General features: G+C 39.1%; 16 protein-coding genes. All 16 read right to left on the minus strand.

Annotated features, from left to right (window positions below; genetic code table 11):
• Positions 1 to 7 precede the first annotated feature (7 nt).
• The 16 genes from priA to IV73_RS03840 all read right to left on the minus strand — a co-directional run bounded on the left by priA (position 8) and on the right by IV73_RS03840 (position 15943).
• Positions 8 to 2440 carry a primosomal protein N' gene (gene priA / locus IV73_RS03765; protein WP_057755112.1) on the minus strand — a complete coding sequence of 811 codons (2433 nt, stop codon included), beginning with the start codon at positions 2438 to 2440 and terminating at the stop codon, positions 8 to 10.
• A gap of 207 nt (positions 2441 to 2647) precedes the next feature.
• Positions 2648 to 3832: an acetate/propionate family kinase gene (locus tag IV73_RS03770; RefSeq protein WP_057755115.1), complete on the minus strand. Its 1185-nt coding sequence runs from the start codon at positions 3830 to 3832 to the stop codon at positions 2648 to 2650.
• A 132-nt stretch (positions 3833 to 3964) separates the two neighbouring features.
• Positions 3965 to 4981, minus strand: coding sequence for a class I SAM-dependent methyltransferase (locus IV73_RS03775; RefSeq protein ID WP_057755118.1), 1017 nt, complete (start codon positions 4979 to 4981; stop codon positions 3965 to 3967).
• Positions 4982 to 5076: 95 nt separating this feature from the next.
• On the minus strand, positions 5077 to 5271 hold the full coding sequence (locus IV73_RS03780; protein ID WP_057755122.1) for a hypothetical protein: 195 nt from the start codon (positions 5269 to 5271) through the stop codon (positions 5077 to 5079).
• 4 nt (positions 5272 to 5275) lie between these two features.
• Positions 5276 to 5791, minus strand: a complete 516-nt coding sequence (locus IV73_RS03785) for a hypothetical protein (RefSeq protein ID WP_057755125.1) — start codon at positions 5789 to 5791, stop codon at positions 5276 to 5278.
• Positions 5778 to 5951, minus strand: a complete 174-nt coding sequence (locus IV73_RS03790) for a hypothetical protein (RefSeq protein ID WP_157049536.1) — start codon at positions 5949 to 5951, stop codon at positions 5778 to 5780. Before IV73_RS03790 ends, IV73_RS03785 begins: the two co-directional genes overlap by 14 nt.
• A 10-nt stretch (positions 5952 to 5961) precedes the next feature.
• Complete coding sequence (locus IV73_RS06675) at positions 5962 to 6378, minus strand: hypothetical protein (protein WP_162258962.1); 417 nt, start codon at positions 6376 to 6378, stop codon at positions 5962 to 5964.
• On the minus strand, positions 6378 to 6701 hold the full coding sequence (locus tag IV73_RS03800; RefSeq protein WP_083485545.1) for a prepilin-type N-terminal cleavage/methylation domain-containing protein: 324 nt from the start codon (positions 6699 to 6701) through the stop codon (positions 6378 to 6380). The genes IV73_RS06675 and IV73_RS03800 overlap by 1 nt, the downstream gene beginning before the upstream one ends.
• A complete protein-coding gene (locus tag IV73_RS03805) occupies positions 6695 to 7690 on the minus strand; it encodes a type II secretion system F family protein (protein WP_057755135.1) in 996 nt (331 codons plus the stop codon). The genes IV73_RS03800 and IV73_RS03805 overlap by 7 nt, the downstream gene beginning before the upstream one ends.
• Complete coding sequence (comGA, locus tag IV73_RS03810; protein ID WP_057755137.1) at positions 7683 to 8582, minus strand: competence type IV pilus ATPase ComGA; 900 nt, start codon at positions 8580 to 8582, stop codon at positions 7683 to 7685. Before comGA ends, IV73_RS03805 begins: the two co-directional genes overlap by 8 nt.
• Before the next feature lie 162 nt (positions 8583 to 8744).
• Positions 8745 to 10076, minus strand: a complete 1332-nt coding sequence (locus IV73_RS03815; protein WP_057755139.1) for a dihydrolipoyl dehydrogenase family protein — start codon at positions 10074 to 10076, stop codon at positions 8745 to 8747.
• A gap of 553 nt (positions 10077 to 10629) precedes the next feature.
• Positions 10630 to 11355, minus strand: a complete 726-nt coding sequence (locus tag IV73_RS03820; RefSeq protein WP_057755142.1) for a YebC/PmpR family DNA-binding transcriptional regulator — start codon at positions 11353 to 11355, stop codon at positions 10630 to 10632.
• A gap of 200 nt (positions 11356 to 11555) precedes the next feature.
• Positions 11556 to 12965, minus strand: a complete 1410-nt coding sequence (locus IV73_RS03825) for a LysM peptidoglycan-binding domain-containing protein (RefSeq protein WP_057755144.1) — start codon at positions 12963 to 12965, stop codon at positions 11556 to 11558.
• A gap of 209 nt (positions 12966 to 13174) precedes the next feature.
• Positions 13175 to 14680, minus strand: a complete 1506-nt coding sequence (glpK, locus tag IV73_RS03830; protein ID WP_057755147.1) for a glycerol kinase GlpK — start codon at positions 14678 to 14680, stop codon at positions 13175 to 13177.
• 136 nt (positions 14681 to 14816) lie between these two features.
• The gene (locus tag IV73_RS03835) at positions 14817 to 15002 is read right to left on the minus strand and encodes a 2-hydroxymuconate tautomerase (RefSeq protein ID WP_057755150.1); all 186 of its coding nucleotides are present in this window, start codon (positions 15000 to 15002) and stop codon (positions 14817 to 14819) included.
• Between the two features lie 11 nt (positions 15003 to 15013).
• A complete protein-coding gene (locus IV73_RS03840; RefSeq protein WP_057755153.1) occupies positions 15014 to 15943 on the minus strand; it encodes a YitT family protein in 930 nt (309 codons plus the stop codon).
• Positions 15944 to 15947: the final 4 nt, after the last annotated feature.

The following is a 15947-nucleotide window of genomic DNA, read 5'->3' on the forward strand; positions in this document are numbered from 1 at the left end:
CTTACTCCTATCCAATATTCAAAGGGTCACGATCAATACTAATTTGAACCCCTTTTGCTTGCCATTTTTGCGCATCATCCATTAACTGTGTCATGGCTTGCTCTAGCTGTGCATCATGTTGATATCGAATCAACACTTGGTAATGATATTTATTTTTAAGTCTTTTAACTCCACTGGGCGCTGGGCCAAAAATCATCGTATTATCCGCGACATGATTTTTTAACCATTCTGCCGTTTGCATTGCCGCCTGAACTGCCTGCATCTCGTCCGCATGAACAAATTTAATCTGAATCGAATAATAATATGGTGCATAGCGCCATTGATGGCGCAAACGCATTTCCTGCTGGTAAAATCGTTCATAATCCTGATCTTTAGCCAATTGAATGGCATAATGCTGGGGATTAAAGGTTTGAATTAAGACCTCGCCCGCTTTATCTGCACGTCCTGCCCGACCAGCGACTTGAGTAATAAGCTGAAAAGTCCGTTCACTAGCCCTAAAATCTGGCAACCGTAAACTTGTATCAGCATTTAAAACGCCGACCAGCGTCACATTCGGAAAATCAAGTCCTTTCGCAATCATCTGGGTTCCAATTAAAATGTCAGCTTCTTGCCTTCCAAAACTCGTTAATAACTTTTCAACTGAGCCTTTACGCCGCGTTGTATCATTATCCATGCGTAAAATTTTAGCTTGTGGCAATAATTTTTGTAGTTGCATTTCCGCTTTCTGGGTACCCGTTCCAAACGGGCGAATGCGTTTCGAGTGGCATTGTGGGCACACATATGGCAAACTTTGTGTCGCCCCACAGACGTGACACTCTAAACGATGCGTATCAGCATGTACCGTCATCGCTAAATCACAGTTGGGACACATTGGGACATAACCGCAATCTCGACACATCATAAAATTAGCATAGCCCCGCCGGTTTAACATTAAAACCGTTTGTTCATGTCGAACTAAACGTGCTTTGATTGCCTCAATTAATTTTTTAGAATATAAATCATCACCATTTACTTTTAAAGATTCAGTCATATCAATAATTTCAGCACGTGGCAACGAATTGTTTTTAACTCGCTGTTGTAAGTGCAACAAAGTGTAAATCCCTTTTTGGGCGCGCGCGCGACTTTCCAAAGATGGGGTCGCTGAGCCTAAAACTACTGTTGCTTGATGAAAATCAGCCCGCCAATCAGCCACTTCTCGGGCATGATACCGTGGATTGTCATCTTGCTTATACGAATTTTCATGTTCTTCATCAATGATAATCAAGCCCAAATTCTCAACAGGCGCAAAAATGGCTGAACGAGCACCAACCACGACCCTGGCGGTTCCTTGATTGATACGACGCCATTCATCATAACGTTCGCCATCAGAAAGACCGGAATGTAAAACGGCTACTTGGGCCCCAAACCGGCCTTTAACACGCTGTACCATTTGCGGAGTTAGCGTGATTTCTGGTACCAACATAATCGCACTTTTTCCTAATTCCAAAGCCTGCGCAATACTATGTAAATAGACCTCTGTTTTACCAGAACCCGTTACACCTTCCAACAAAAAGGTGCGTTTTTTTTGTTCAATTAGCGCTTGTTGAATTGTTTGATAAGCTTCAAATTGTTCAAAATTCAAGGTTAATGGTTGAGCATACCCACTTAAATTCATCGTTTCGGGTTGACGATAAGCTTCGACATACTCTGTCTGTAGCCAGCCTTTTTCCTCAGCTTTTTTCACATCTTGACTGCTAAAATTAAATTCTTTTTCTAGTGCGCTAACTAAGCGCCATTCATCGTTACTGTGCTCGCTCAAATACGTTAACATGCGCGCTTGTTTCGTTGCACTAAGCTTTAATTCAGATCGTAATCGCAAATAATTCTCAGCCGTTTGCTGCGCTTTAAATTGCCGCACCAACTTGCTTTTAGCTTGGTTCTTGATATGATAATGAATTTTAATAATCTTTTGTTGCTGATACCTTTTTAAGACTGATAATAATTCGTCAGGAATTTCTTCGCGATTAAACGCCACTTCATCCCGGTCGGCAAAAAGTTGATGGACTCGCTCATCCATCACTTTGCTGGGCTCCATCAATACCAAACTTTTCTCATAACGTGCGCGAAAAAAATTAGGTAACATCGTTTGAAACATGCTAATTTGAAAAGCAAAATTTTGTTTAGCCATCACCTGTCCAAGTTGAATTAATTCAGGATTTAAAACTGGCTCTAAATCCAGAACTCCTTGAATTAATTTCAATTTTTTATCGGAAAACTCTGTAAAGTTATCTGTTTCCACGCTGACCACAAAGCCTTGAAGCAACCGACTTCCATTTCCAAATGGAGCCTGAACTCGCATTCCAGGAGTAACCACATCTTGCAATTGTTTTGGTATACCGTATGCCCAAGGACGATTTGTCTGTAAAGTTGGTACATCTACTATTACATTGGCAATTAACATCTGTGTTACTCCTTTCTAGCACGTTTTTAATTAATATATTGCTCGCTACCATAACTAGTTATTAAGCTAAAAATTCAGTAGTCATAGCACAAAGCCTTTAACTACTGAATCCTATAAGTGATATACCGGCTTACTAAGCGCAAACCACTTCAATATTTCATCGCCAACTTACAACGATAATCCACGTTTAGATGCCATCAATAAAGCTCACTTTAAAGCTTCCACATCACGCGCAATCATAATCTCTTCATCAGTTGGAACCACCAAAACTTGTGCAGTTGAATCATCCGTACTCAAGTTGGCCTCTTTTCCGTGCAAATCAGCATTCAAATCATCATCCATCCGAATTCCCATAAAATGCAAACGGTCAATAATATTCTTACGTTGCTCCGGTGAATTTTCACCAACTCCTCCAGCAAAGACCAAAACATCAACACCGCCCATTTCAACGATGTATTGTCCGATATAACGTAAGACCCGATCTTCCCACATGTCAATAGCTAACTTTGCGTGTGGATTAGTATCTTCTACGGCCTGCAAATCACGCATGTCTGAAGAAATCGTAGAGACACCCAACAAACCAGACTTCTTATTTAAGACATCTAACATTTGATCATTCGTCAACCCTTCACGTTCTTGAATATAGCTAACTAATGAGGGGTCAACATCGCCAGTCCGTGTAGCCATCATCACCCCAGCCAAGGGTGTAAATCCCATTGAAGTATCATATGATTTTCCATCTTTAATGGCAGTGATTGATGCGCCGGCTCCTAAATGAAGCGTAATCATCTTTAATTCTTCCAAAGGCTTACCTAACATCTCAGCCGCACGTGATGAAATATAGCGATGTGATGTTCCGTGAGCCCCATACTTACGTGCTCCGTACTTAGTGTAATATTCATATGGTAATCCATATAAGTAATTTACTTGTGGCATCGTTTGATGGAAAGCAGTATCAAAAACTGCTACTGAAATAGCGTTAGGTAATAACTTTTGGAAAGTTTTAATTCCTGCGATATTTGCGGGCTGATGTAGTGGCGCATAGTCAATCAACTTTTCTAACTTAGTCATTACTTCATCATCAACAACCACGGAATGGTTATACCATTCTCCACCAGCTACCACTCGGTGACCTACTCCAGTAATTTCTTGAATATCTTCGATAACGCCATGTTCGGTGAACTGCTCTAACATATAGGCAATTCCTTGTTCATGATTTTTGATATCTAAAATGTTTTCAAACTTTTCTCCATTAAATTTCAATGAAAAAATAGAATCTGATAGTCCAATCCGTTCAATTTGCCCCTTTGCAATCACCTTTTCTTCTGGCATTTCAATTAATTGAAATTTCAACGAAGAAGAGCCTGCATTAATCGCAATTGTTTTAGCCATCTTAAATATCTCCTTTTATGGTCTTGTTAATTTCACAAAACCCTTATTAACCAACATTTTACCATGGAAAGCCAAAGATTTACAACTTAAATCTAAGGTCAACCCGCATCTTAACATTCGCTAAAATACAACCTATGCTTGAACTTTTAAGCCGGGATTATTTTTAAACCACTGGTCAAATTCAGCAATAAATTTTTCGTTAGCTTCTTTATCGGTTAATTGCGGAATTTGGGCCAATAAAACGGGCTCTGCTTGTGTAGCATGTTGACCCGACTTTTGTAAAATCAAAACATGTTTATTGGCTGCAGGATTAGCAAATAACTCTTTTGGGAATTGTAAGATAGCTTGTAAATAGACGTCATCAGTTTGCAGCCAATTGAGTAAAGCTGGTGCTTGTTCAGATTTAAATAATTGGGCAGGTACTAGCAAGACTGCCACCCCATCATCATCTAGCATTTTCAAAGCCTTTTCAATTAACAAGTGATGAACGTAAGGCAGTTTTTCTTCATCTCCTTGGTAAACTTGATAACCTTCAATATCTCGATTAGGATAATATCCTACTGGCAAATCACCAATTACAATCTGTGTTGGTACTTTTTCTTCTAAGGTAATTGCATCTGCAAAATCTAATTGCCATTGTTCATCTAACAAATTCATCAAGCCATTCGCAATCGTTAACATCGTGTCATCATTTTCAATTCCACGTAATTCAACTTGTCGATCATCTTCTAATACTTGCGTCACAGTTGCAGCTAAATTCCCCGTGCCAAATCCTAAATCTGTAATATGGAGCGGTAATTTATAATTGCTCCCCAGCTCTTTAACCATAAATCCAATCCACATCCCAATCGCATCCGGGGTAATTTGATAATTTGCTTGTAACTTATCATCCATCATAGATCCAACTACAACTAATTGAAATATCTGGCGTTTTTGCGCCGAGTTAAATTGTGTTAAATTAAATTTTTTAGTTACTGTTGCCCACTGTGCAATTTGTTCTGAATCTACATCGTCACGATCCACTTGCCCATCAATTAACGCTGAAAAGATGATAATTAACGCTTCCATTGCGGAAATATCTAACTGTTGACTGATTTCATCTCGCAAAACTTGCCACGCTTGCACCGTGGTCTCAATTTTTTCATACATAATTTATCTTCATTCTCCTGTTAAAATCACTTTAATGACCAGTTTATCTATTTTAAGAATGAAGTGCAAGTTTTGCTTTATTTCAACGTTTTCTGCTATTCTCTACGTCCTTGTTGATACTCCGATATTTGACGCTCATAGTATTTAATATTCCGAATTAATTTACGATTTTGCGCCACAACCACACTATCTTTACGCATCTCTAGCTGAATTACACTCATGACGACCGTCAAGAGCGTCAAACACAAAACTAAATGTGTAACAGCAATATTTCCTGTTCTCTTTACCATATTTTTACTCATCTTCGCGATCTTTTAATGGAATTGTTAGCTTTTCATAAGCCACATAACAAGTATCTTCATGTGCTGGAATCCGCGAATGAAAAATATGCTCCGTTGGTTTAAATTCTAACCAAAAAGTTTCTGGGAATTTTGGATCTTCTTTAATATCAGTAATGTATATTTTTTTAATCATAGGCATATGTCCACCATGACCATACCGCGAACTTTTTAAAACCATGTTATTGCGAAAGTATCCTACATAATAAGGTTGCTTACGTGTACTTGAATACAAGGCTAATTCTCGACCGACATACCGATGCTCAATATACCCCAATAAACTAAATGTAAATCGCGGATGATTCAAATCCAACATAAACTGTCTAACTTGCAATTTGAAATCATATTGTTGACCAGCTACTTTTAAACTTTGAACCGTTTTAATAATACCCAATAAAGAAACAGTAACCATGGCCACTAATCCTAAACTCATTAACATTTCCGTTAAAATTATTCCTTTACGTTTTTTCAATCAGCTTTATCCAATCATATTTAACTTGCTGTACCCGTTCTAACAATTGAACTTGTTCTTTTTGATGGCGCACACGTTGTTGGCAAATAGTTTGTACACTTAAATTCGTACCGACAACAATACCACTCACGATCACCATTGCTAGTAATGCATCAAGCATAATCATCCCCTTACGCTCCATAAATTCTAAAATCACCCCATCCCATCGAAAATACAAGATCTTTAGTTTTATCATTGTGCATATTTTTTAGGTGAATACGTCCTGGTTGAACCCATCCACCATTACGAATATGAATAACATCTTCTTCACTGGGCTGCCATCCACGGGGCAAAGCTACTTTTTGATTATGTTCTTCAATACAAATATAGCCAGATTGCGTCCCCTTTTCTCCGTAAATCTCGCTATCGTATGTTAATTCAACATTGCGCCCTTTCGTAACTAACAAACGCAGCTCGGTTTCAAACTGATCCCAGTTTTCATTTGGCTCATCCTTTTTGGGTGGATGCCATAACAGCACAAAAGTTAAGCCTAAAATGCATAAAGCTACCACCATTTCCACCATAGAGCTTCCTTTTCTAAAATACATTAACGGCTACTAGAACGTGCTACTTCACCGTCCTTGCTAATATTAATTCCTAGATGGCGCATACGATCGACTTGCTGTTCATTTAAGTAGCGACCACTAATTAATTTATCTAAATTAGGTGGATTGTTAGGATATTCTAGCCGGAATAATTCTACTTGAGAGCGAACTGTTTGTTCCATCGCTTTTGCCTGCCGTTGATCAGCAATATCTCGAATCCGGTATAAATTCGGCAAAATCAACAACGTTAATAACCCAATAATAAATAAAGTTGTCACCACTTCAATCAATGTAAAGCCCTCTCGACGTTTCATTTTCTTTACCATGTTTTGATTTCTCCCATCTCAGAATACAGTGGCAACATAAAACTCACATACAATCCAATCACAACTACACCAATCAAAATAAAACAAACTGGCTGAATTAAATTCAAACAACGTTCAATTTGATGAATCACCCGGCGCCGTTTCAATTCAGCTAAAAATTCTAAATCTTTCCCCATCATTAAAGGCGTCTTGCCTGTTGATAAAACTGTTTGTGCCTCATCTGGCAATAAATTATTTTCTTTTAGATATACGATTAAATCAGAGCCATGCTCCAAATAAATTTGCATCTCACTCCCCAAAGCACCTACAAATGTCTTTTGACTATATTGACTGCTGCGCTTAACAATTGTGGCTAAATTAACACCACTTCTTAACAAGATCCCCACATTAAATGCCATATAATAACCAATAATATTACGTAATAATGATGATATAAATGGAATCTGCATGGCCAAACGCCAACGTTTTAAAGTTGGCACTCTTTTAAATTTAAACCAGAGTGAACAACATATCAGTATCAAGACGCCTAAGATTCCTCCACCATATATTGCCACGTCAATTAAATTAAAGTTAGAAGTTACTTGTAATTTGTGTGTGTAAAAAAACAAGGCTAATCCACCGCCTAAACTTCCAGTTAATAAAATTAATACAAACGGATAAAGCAATAACGCTTTAAATTTTTGTGTCTGTTGATAAGCCTGCCGTTCTAAACGTCCAACTTCCCTTATAATTGCTAATAAATTACCATGAATGGCTATAAATGAAAGCTGGAATTTAATTCGTTGATTAACATACGGCTTAATTACGTCAATGAAATCGGATCCACTTTCTAAGCTTGCCATTATGTGCTCCAAATCTTTTTCTAAATTTGGTCTCAACATCCTTAAAGTATTTAAAGCATCTTGTAATGAATAGCCTGTCTCTAAAAGATCGCTCAAATTTTCAAAAAAATAAACTTGATCCTTTGCGGTCCACTTCCCGTTACGCACGTTGCTTCTCCTTTAATTTCTCTTGTAGTTCATATCCATCTAAAACTTCTAAACGTCCACACGCCCCTTTGTCAACGGTTTGTACCATCTCTTGATAACCCACCATATTTAAAGCATATGCTAAGTCACTTTCATTAACTCCAAATGCCCGCATTCTATACCAAACGCCCAAACACGAACGTGCATGCACCGTACTTAATACTAAATGACCACTCATTGCCGCCTCAATAGCGATTTGAGCCGTTTTTGCATCTCTAATTTCACCAATCAATAAAATTTCCGGATGCAGTCTTAAAGCTATTTTTAATAACTTTGGATAAGTCATATCGGCAATTTCGTTCACCTGTAATTGTAGTAGTTCAGTATCTGCTAATTCGACAGGATCCTCGATGCTCAAGATTAACCTTGTTCGTTTCACATCTTGAAGTAGATAATGTAAAGTTGTCGTTTTCCCAGCCCCCATCTTACCGCTCAAAAGAAGCATCCCCGATGTGTTGCGTAAAGTTTGCATTAAACGTTGCAACGGCTTTTCAGATTCCCATTGTAAGTTTAAATCCGTAAGTTGATACAAGAAACGAATCACTAATGATTCTTGATTTAAAAAATTACCAACCCCTGAAATCCGGCAATGGTATTTTTGACCTCCCAATTGATAAACCATCCGACTTAACTGCGGACGTCGGGTTTCACTTAAATCCATCCCACTTTGATATTTAATATAACGAATTAATTTCCGTCCCTCCTCTATCGATATTCGTGTAATTTCTTGTAACATTTGCTGAGAAATCATTGCAATTCGGTATTCACCCGCATGCGGTAAAATATATAAATCACTTCCTTGTACTTTTAACACCTGTGCGACCAACTCATTAAAGCGTTTTTCAATAATCATGGCTTCCCCCTAACACTATAAAAGAACCCAAAATTACTAAAAACAACAATTTAATTTAAATTTTTTATGGATGAAATACTAACATTGGCTTGCCCCCATCATTCCAATTAAACAAAAAAGCATCACCCGGCGATGGAGCCAGATAATGCTTAATTTTAAATTTTATAAATTACCGATGGCATCAAAAGCAATGGCTGGGAAAATGTAAACCAATCGCTCCAATTGATCAGGAGTATATCCAAATTCAATAGCTGGTAACAAAGCATTAATGGTATCTTCTGCACGTTCTGAAATTTCAGTTGCGCCAACTAATTGCTGCTTTTGATTGAAAATCAAAGTCAACTTTGGATCTTTTTCATAATCGACTGCACGGTACCAATCACCAGATAAATCCTTCTCTTGAATCGTGTATTGCTCGGGGGCTTCTTTAGCCTCAGCAATCGTAACTCCAGCTTGCGCAATTCTTGGCGTAGTAAATACGTTCGTTGCGATAACTGGATAATCAATTGCGGCATCGGATTCCCCGGCAAAACGATGCATTAAATATTTCGATTCAAATTGAGCAGTTGGTGTCAACTTAGGTTGACGCTTATCAATTACATCCCCTGATGCATAGATACTTGGCACTGTCGTTTGTAAGTACTCATTGACTTCGATTCCTTGCGCACTAGCTTGAATTTGCAAGTCTTCAAGCCCCAAATTTTCAACATTGGCAACACGTCCAGTTGCATCCAAGACCCAATCCGCCGTGAATGTATCTTCTGACAAGACAACTTCAATTTGAGTTCCATTTTCTACAAACTTCTCTACCTCTTGATTTCGCACAATATTAACGCCACGTGCTTCCAAATCACTCAGCATCTGTTCAACATAGGTTTGATTAAACCTTGCTAAAGCTTTACCGCTATGCAAAAGCAATGTCACCTCTGAACCAGCTGCATTGGCCATCGTTGCAAATTCAACTCCAATGTAACCACCACCCACAACAACTAAATGCTTTGGCATATGATCTAGGTCCATAAATTCTTTAGAATCATGAGTCAAATCTTGGCCAGGCACTTCTAATTGATGGGGACGCAAGCCGGTCGAAATCACAATATTTTCGGCTGTAATTTTTTTATTGTCCACGCTTACTGTATGAGCGTCAACTAGCCGACCGTGTCCAAAATACATTTGAATGCCAGCGCCTTCCATTCCTGCTTGGAGGGCATCCGGAATGCCATCAATCGCTGCTTGCTTGTGAGCCCGGTTCTTTGCCCAATCAATCTCACCACTACCACTAATAATTCCATCAGAAGCACGCAAAGTCTGTTGTAAGGCCACTGGTGCATCTAGTAAAATTTTGGCATTACATCCCCAATTAGGGCAAGTCCCACCTACTTTCTCTGCTTCAACAATCGCTACACGCTTTCCCTTAGCTGCGAGCGGAATTGCTCCGTCAAAGGTTCCATGTCCGCTTCCGATATAAACTACGTCATAATCAAATTCTTGCATTATTACTGCCCTCCTATTGATACGTAATGTCAGTATTGCCGTGAAACATCATTTGCATTATTTTCCAATCAATCATCAAAATGTAAACTGAATCTCAATGTGGTATGTTGATTTTTACCACTACAAGACAATTAATCCATCAACGATTATCATCAAATAAACACTAATGATTAGCAAGCTTAGGCCTCAAAAACCAAAATTCATCAAATAAACAAATTCCCCCAATCAAGTAATTAAATTTTGATAACTTGATAAATGAACATTTTTTCTTCACAACGAAGCACAAAATAGCTGCACACCAATCGCTAAATCTTCACATTATCATTGTGCTCAAAATATCTTTATACAAACTTAAGGGCCGCTCAATTCATGAGCTTGTTTCTTGATAACCTATGCTTATTCTAGCATAATCATCCGTGAAATTTCATAAACCATCTAAAAAATTAAAATTTATTTTGAAAACGCCTTCAATTTGTGCTCTGCGTTCACAATTTAGCAAATAAAAAATGGCATTGATCTCAGGTCGCACACCTTTCTCAACACCATTCATTTATTATTCAGCAGTAGTATAAACTGCTGAAACGTCATCATCGTTTTCTAATTCGTCAACTAATTTAGCTAAGGTCTCAGCCTTGTCTGCAGGAACTTCCATTGGGTTATCTGCAATCATCGTGACTTCATCATTAACTAACTTATATCCCTTAGCTTCTAAAGCATCCCGCACTTCTGGAAAGGCCTTAGGATCAGTATAAATTTCAAATTGATCATCGTAAGTCTTCATATCGTCAGCCCCAGCTTCTAACATGTCTTCAAACAATTGATCTTCATCAACTTCTGGAGCGTCTTCGTCCCGAGGGATTTCTATATAACCTTTACGCTCAAATTGGAATGCCACTGAACCTGAAGTTCCCAATTCCCCACCGCTATGCTTAAAGGCGGTCCGGATATTTGAAGCTGTTCGGTTCGTATTATCCGTTAAAGCTTCAACCAATACGGCGATTCCAGCGGGTCCATACCCTTCATACGTCAATTCTTGGTAATTAGCACCACCAGCACCAGAAGCCTTGTCTAATGCTCGTTGCACATTATCCTTAGGCATGTTAGCTGCTTTAGCCTTTTCCATAACCAAACGCAACCCAGGATTTCCATCAGGGTCAACTCCGCCCGCTTTAGCTGCGGTATACAAATCACGTGATAACTTTTGGAAGATCTTTCCTCGCTTAGCATCTTGGGCGTTCTTACGTCCTTGAATGTTATGCCACTTACTGTGTCCTGACATTTCAAAAACCTCTTTTCAATCTTTTTAGACAGTTTGTTATCTATATCATAAAGCAAATGTTAAATTATTTCAATTATTATCTTAGCTTTAAGTATCTATTTATTGAGCCTGAATGGTTTGCCCAGACGGTTTTAAGCCTTTTGAAATCTATTCAATAAAAAAGGCTGAGCATTTTCATCTCAACCTTTAATTTTTAAAACTTAGATCACTGTGAAATCTGTTCCATTTGAAATTCCGTCAATCACGTTTCCATTAATTCCAAATCCAACCTTGGTTGTATCTGGGCTTAATAGCCAACGTCGGTGTCCCAAATTATTAGTAATCATTCCAACTGAAGCATCGTCAATATTCCAAGCATTAATGACTGATGAGCCAGCCGGCCAATCAATCGCGATTACTTCAGGACCAGCTCCCCAACTCCAGTGATCATCAGGAATTTGTCCAGTTGACGCTACTAAGTTGGCACGCCCTTGTGCTGTCATCGCCAAACGTGCATCCCAGACAACTGGCCGTAATCCACGTGAAGTTCGCAAAACATTTAGGGCATCCAACGTTGCTTGTTGCGCAGCTGAAATTCCATCAACTTCTGAACCTGAATTATTGTCTTGGTTCGTATCCCCAGCATTATTTTGATTATTATTTGCATCATTACCAGGATTGGTATTTACATCGCTACCAGCATCGGATTGATTATCACCATTGCCAGGTGCGACATTATTGTCATCATTGGCTTGATTATCATCATTTTGATTTGCGTCATCGCCAGTCGTATCATTTTGATCACCAGTGTTGCTTTGCCCAGCATTGTTATCAGGCGCGGGATTATTATTTGATTGGCTGTTGTCACTAGCTTGACTCGTCTCGTCATCTACGGCTGGTTGGTTATCATTTTGATTTGGCGTTGTATCTTGATTTTGACTCTCATCTACAACTGGGGCAGCTGAAGAACTATCAGCCTTAGAAGCTGAATCGTCTTGCGCTGGTGTTTGTTGTTTTTCATTAGTCGTTGGAATCGTAATATATTGTCCAACCCGTAAACTTGAGCCAGTCAAACCAGGATTAGCAGCTAACAAACTACTGTAAGAAACTCCAAAACGATTAGCGATGTTACTCAATGTATCACCATCAATCACCTTATACTTTTTTACATCATCATCCAGTTTAACTGGTTGTGATGCTTGACTAGATTCAACAGCAGCTGACTCAGCAGGTGTCAAAACATTAGCAGTATCCATTTTTTTAACAGAAGCACTACTTGTTGGTGCCGTCACATCACTAGTGTCTGCCACGTTCGCATCTGAAGCAATTTCTTGACTTGCCGGAGTTGCCACAATGGTTCCTGCTGATGAAATCACGTTCAAAGTTGACGTTACAACTTGGTCAACCGTATCAGCAGCGACCTTCGCAGCCACTTTATGATTCGTTTTGATGCCTTTATTTTTTACATTTTCTTCTTTAATTTGACTTGATGACGTTGCTTTTGCCAAAGACTCAGTATCTTGTCCTTTTTGCGTTAATTGTTCTACTCCAGCTTGAACTGCTGGAACTTGGGTTGCAGCTGCTACCCCTGCTGCACCAACTAATCCTACCGCAATTTTTTTATTAACCATTGCACGCCCCTACTTTCCTAAAATCATTCGTTACAATCTTTTCAATACTTATATAATAACGTATCTTTTTCGACGCATCGGCGAACAAATGTTCAAAATAGTATAAAACGCCAGTAAACTAGCCAAATACCGTAAATTAATTAATTTAAGTCATTGAATTTTGGATTTTTGACACAGTTTTGTAACATAATTTTTACTTAATTGCTATTTTAGCTTTCGCTATATGCGAACACATGTGCAGATTCAACGGCGCGTTGCCAGTTTTGATACTGCTTAACCATCCGTTCACTTTGGTATGCTCGCCCAGCTGCGGTAACTGTTGGAACATTTTTGGGTAAATCAGCTTGATCTTGCCAGAAGCCACTCTGCAAACCAGCTAAATAAGCGGCACCTCGTGCGGTCATTTCTAGTTTAACCGGACGCGTTATTTCGATTTGTAATAAGTCGGCTAAGAATTGATGCAAATAGTCATTGGCAGCCACCCCCCCATCAATCACTAATTGGGTGCGTTCAATACCAGTATCATCATACATTGCTTCTAAGACATCTTTCGTCTGATAGGCCAATGATTCTAACGTAGCCCGCACCAAATCCATATGATTTGTCATGCGCGTTAATCCAAAGGCTGCTCCTCGAATCTTTTGATCCCAATATGGCGCACCCAAACCTGCAAATGCAGGAACTAAATAAATGTCCTGATAGGGCTGAGCTAGGCTAGAATTTTGCGCCATTTGTGAGGAGAGCGTTACATCTTCTAAGATACCCATTCCTTCTTCTAACCACTGTAACGCTGCCCCAGCCACGAATATTGAACCTTCTAAAGCATAATTAACTTCATTATTAATACTATACGCAATCGTCGTCAATAAACCATACTTAGAAGTCTGCGGCTCATGTCCAGTATTCATCACAATAAAAGCCCCTGTCCCATAAGTGCTCTTAATTGCGCCCGCTTGGAAAGCCTGGTGCCCAAACAAAGCCGCCTGTTGATCCCCAATCAAGGCATTAATCGGAATTGGCGTTCCTAGTAGCGATGTCGTTCCAAAATCATCCGCCGAATTTTTAACCACCGGCAAACAACTCATCGGTATCTTTGCCAGCTGTAATAATTGTTGATCCCACTTCAAAGTATGAATATTAAATAACATGGTACGCGACGCATTTGTCATGTCAGTCGCATGTTCACGCCCCTCAGTTAAATTCCACAAAATCCACGTATCAATCGTTCCAAAACGCACCCGTTCTTGCTCAAACAATGGTTCCCACTCCGGATGTTCTTCCATCAACCACATAATTTTCGTCGCCGAAAAATAAGAATCCACCCAGAGTCCCGTTTTAGCATAAATAGTATCAATGACATCACTATCTTTAATACGTTCTGCTATTTGCGTGGATTGCTTCGATTGCCAGACAATCGCCGGCGCTAAAGGCTGTCCTGTCTCCGCATCCCATAAAACCGTTGTCTCACGTTGATTTGTAATCCCAATGGAGATAATATCAGCACTATCAATTTGATACTGTTCCAAAACTTCCAACATTAACGTGGCTGTATTTTCCCAAATCAAAGCTGCGTCCTGTTCAACCCACCCCGGCTGTCTGAATCTTGCATTTAAACTTTTTCGGACTAAGCCCACGGTCGCTCCTGAATGATCATATAAAATAACCCGTGTACTTGTGGTCCCTTGATCAATTGCCATCACATATTTTGCGGTCATACTTTCTATACTCCCATCCTTCAAGTTCAGCTATTGCCAGCGTTTTCCACCTAATTTCAAAAAAATACTAATTAACAGATTGCGTTAATTAGTATCTTTCTTATTCCAATCTGTATAACTTTAACTCAGAAATCAATTAAACTTCTGACTTCAAATTACCACCATCCATGTAGCGATTTTTAGGCATCTCATTCACGATTACCTTGATGGCTTCACGTGGTGCACCAGCGTTCTTTTCCACGGCGTCTGTGATTTCAGTCATCATCGCCTTCAATTGAGCTTCTGTTCGTCCTTCAACTAGTTCTACGTGTACAAATGGCATAATTATCTCCTTTAATTATTCAATGCATCTGATATCTGCTTTTGTGCAGCAACTTTTTCCATCTGAATCTGCCGTTGCAAATCTTCATTCACAAAGTTTTGTGATACCGTTAATGTATTTACGACATTAATGAATGCATCTGGATCTGCTTCTTTGGTATAGTATTCCATGTCACTTAGTTCATAACGTGACAAGACCATCATCAAGGTTTTTGAAGGCTCATTGGTATAAGCCCCTTTTGAATCCATCACCGTAATTCCACGGACAACATTGACCTGCAATGTCTCGATCACTTCTTCTGGATGCTTTGTTACGATAAAGGCTGTCATCTTCCGGTACTTAGTATAAATACTGTCCATCGCCGTCGACGTTGCATAAATCCCAATAATCGTATACATCGCATTTTGCCAGCCAATGAAGAAACCTGCGATAATAACAATCATTCCATTGATCATCATGCTAATGGAACCAATTGAACGTCCCGTTCGCTTTTGGACAATCGCCGCAACCACATCCATTCCACCAGTGGAAAAGCCTAACTTAAACGTTAATCCAATTCCAACTCCTAATAGCACGCCACCAAATAGTGCAGCTAAGATTGGCTCGTTATTAACAATGCTCACCTTAGGCAAAATAATTTGTAATTCTGAAGCCAATAAATTATTTAAAAAGCTCAAAACCACAAATCTTCGTCCAGCCCAAAACCATCCAGCAATCGCAATTGGGATATTAAAGAGCAAAATCACCGTTCCAACTTGAATCTTAATATGGAAGACCGCTTCCAAAAAAAGGTTTAGCAATTGTGCGATCCCATTGAAACCAGCGGAGAAAATATTATTTGGGATAAAGAAGAAGTTCATGGAAATCGCGACCATCAACGCCCCTACAATAAATCCACCAATTAAAATTACGTAGTCTTTAATGCGTGTCCAAAATAACATTATA

The sequence above is a fragment of the Weissella kandleri genome (assembly GCF_001438705.1).
Classification (GTDB): domain Bacteria; phylum Bacillota; class Bacilli; order Lactobacillales; family Lactobacillaceae; genus Weissella; species Weissella kandleri.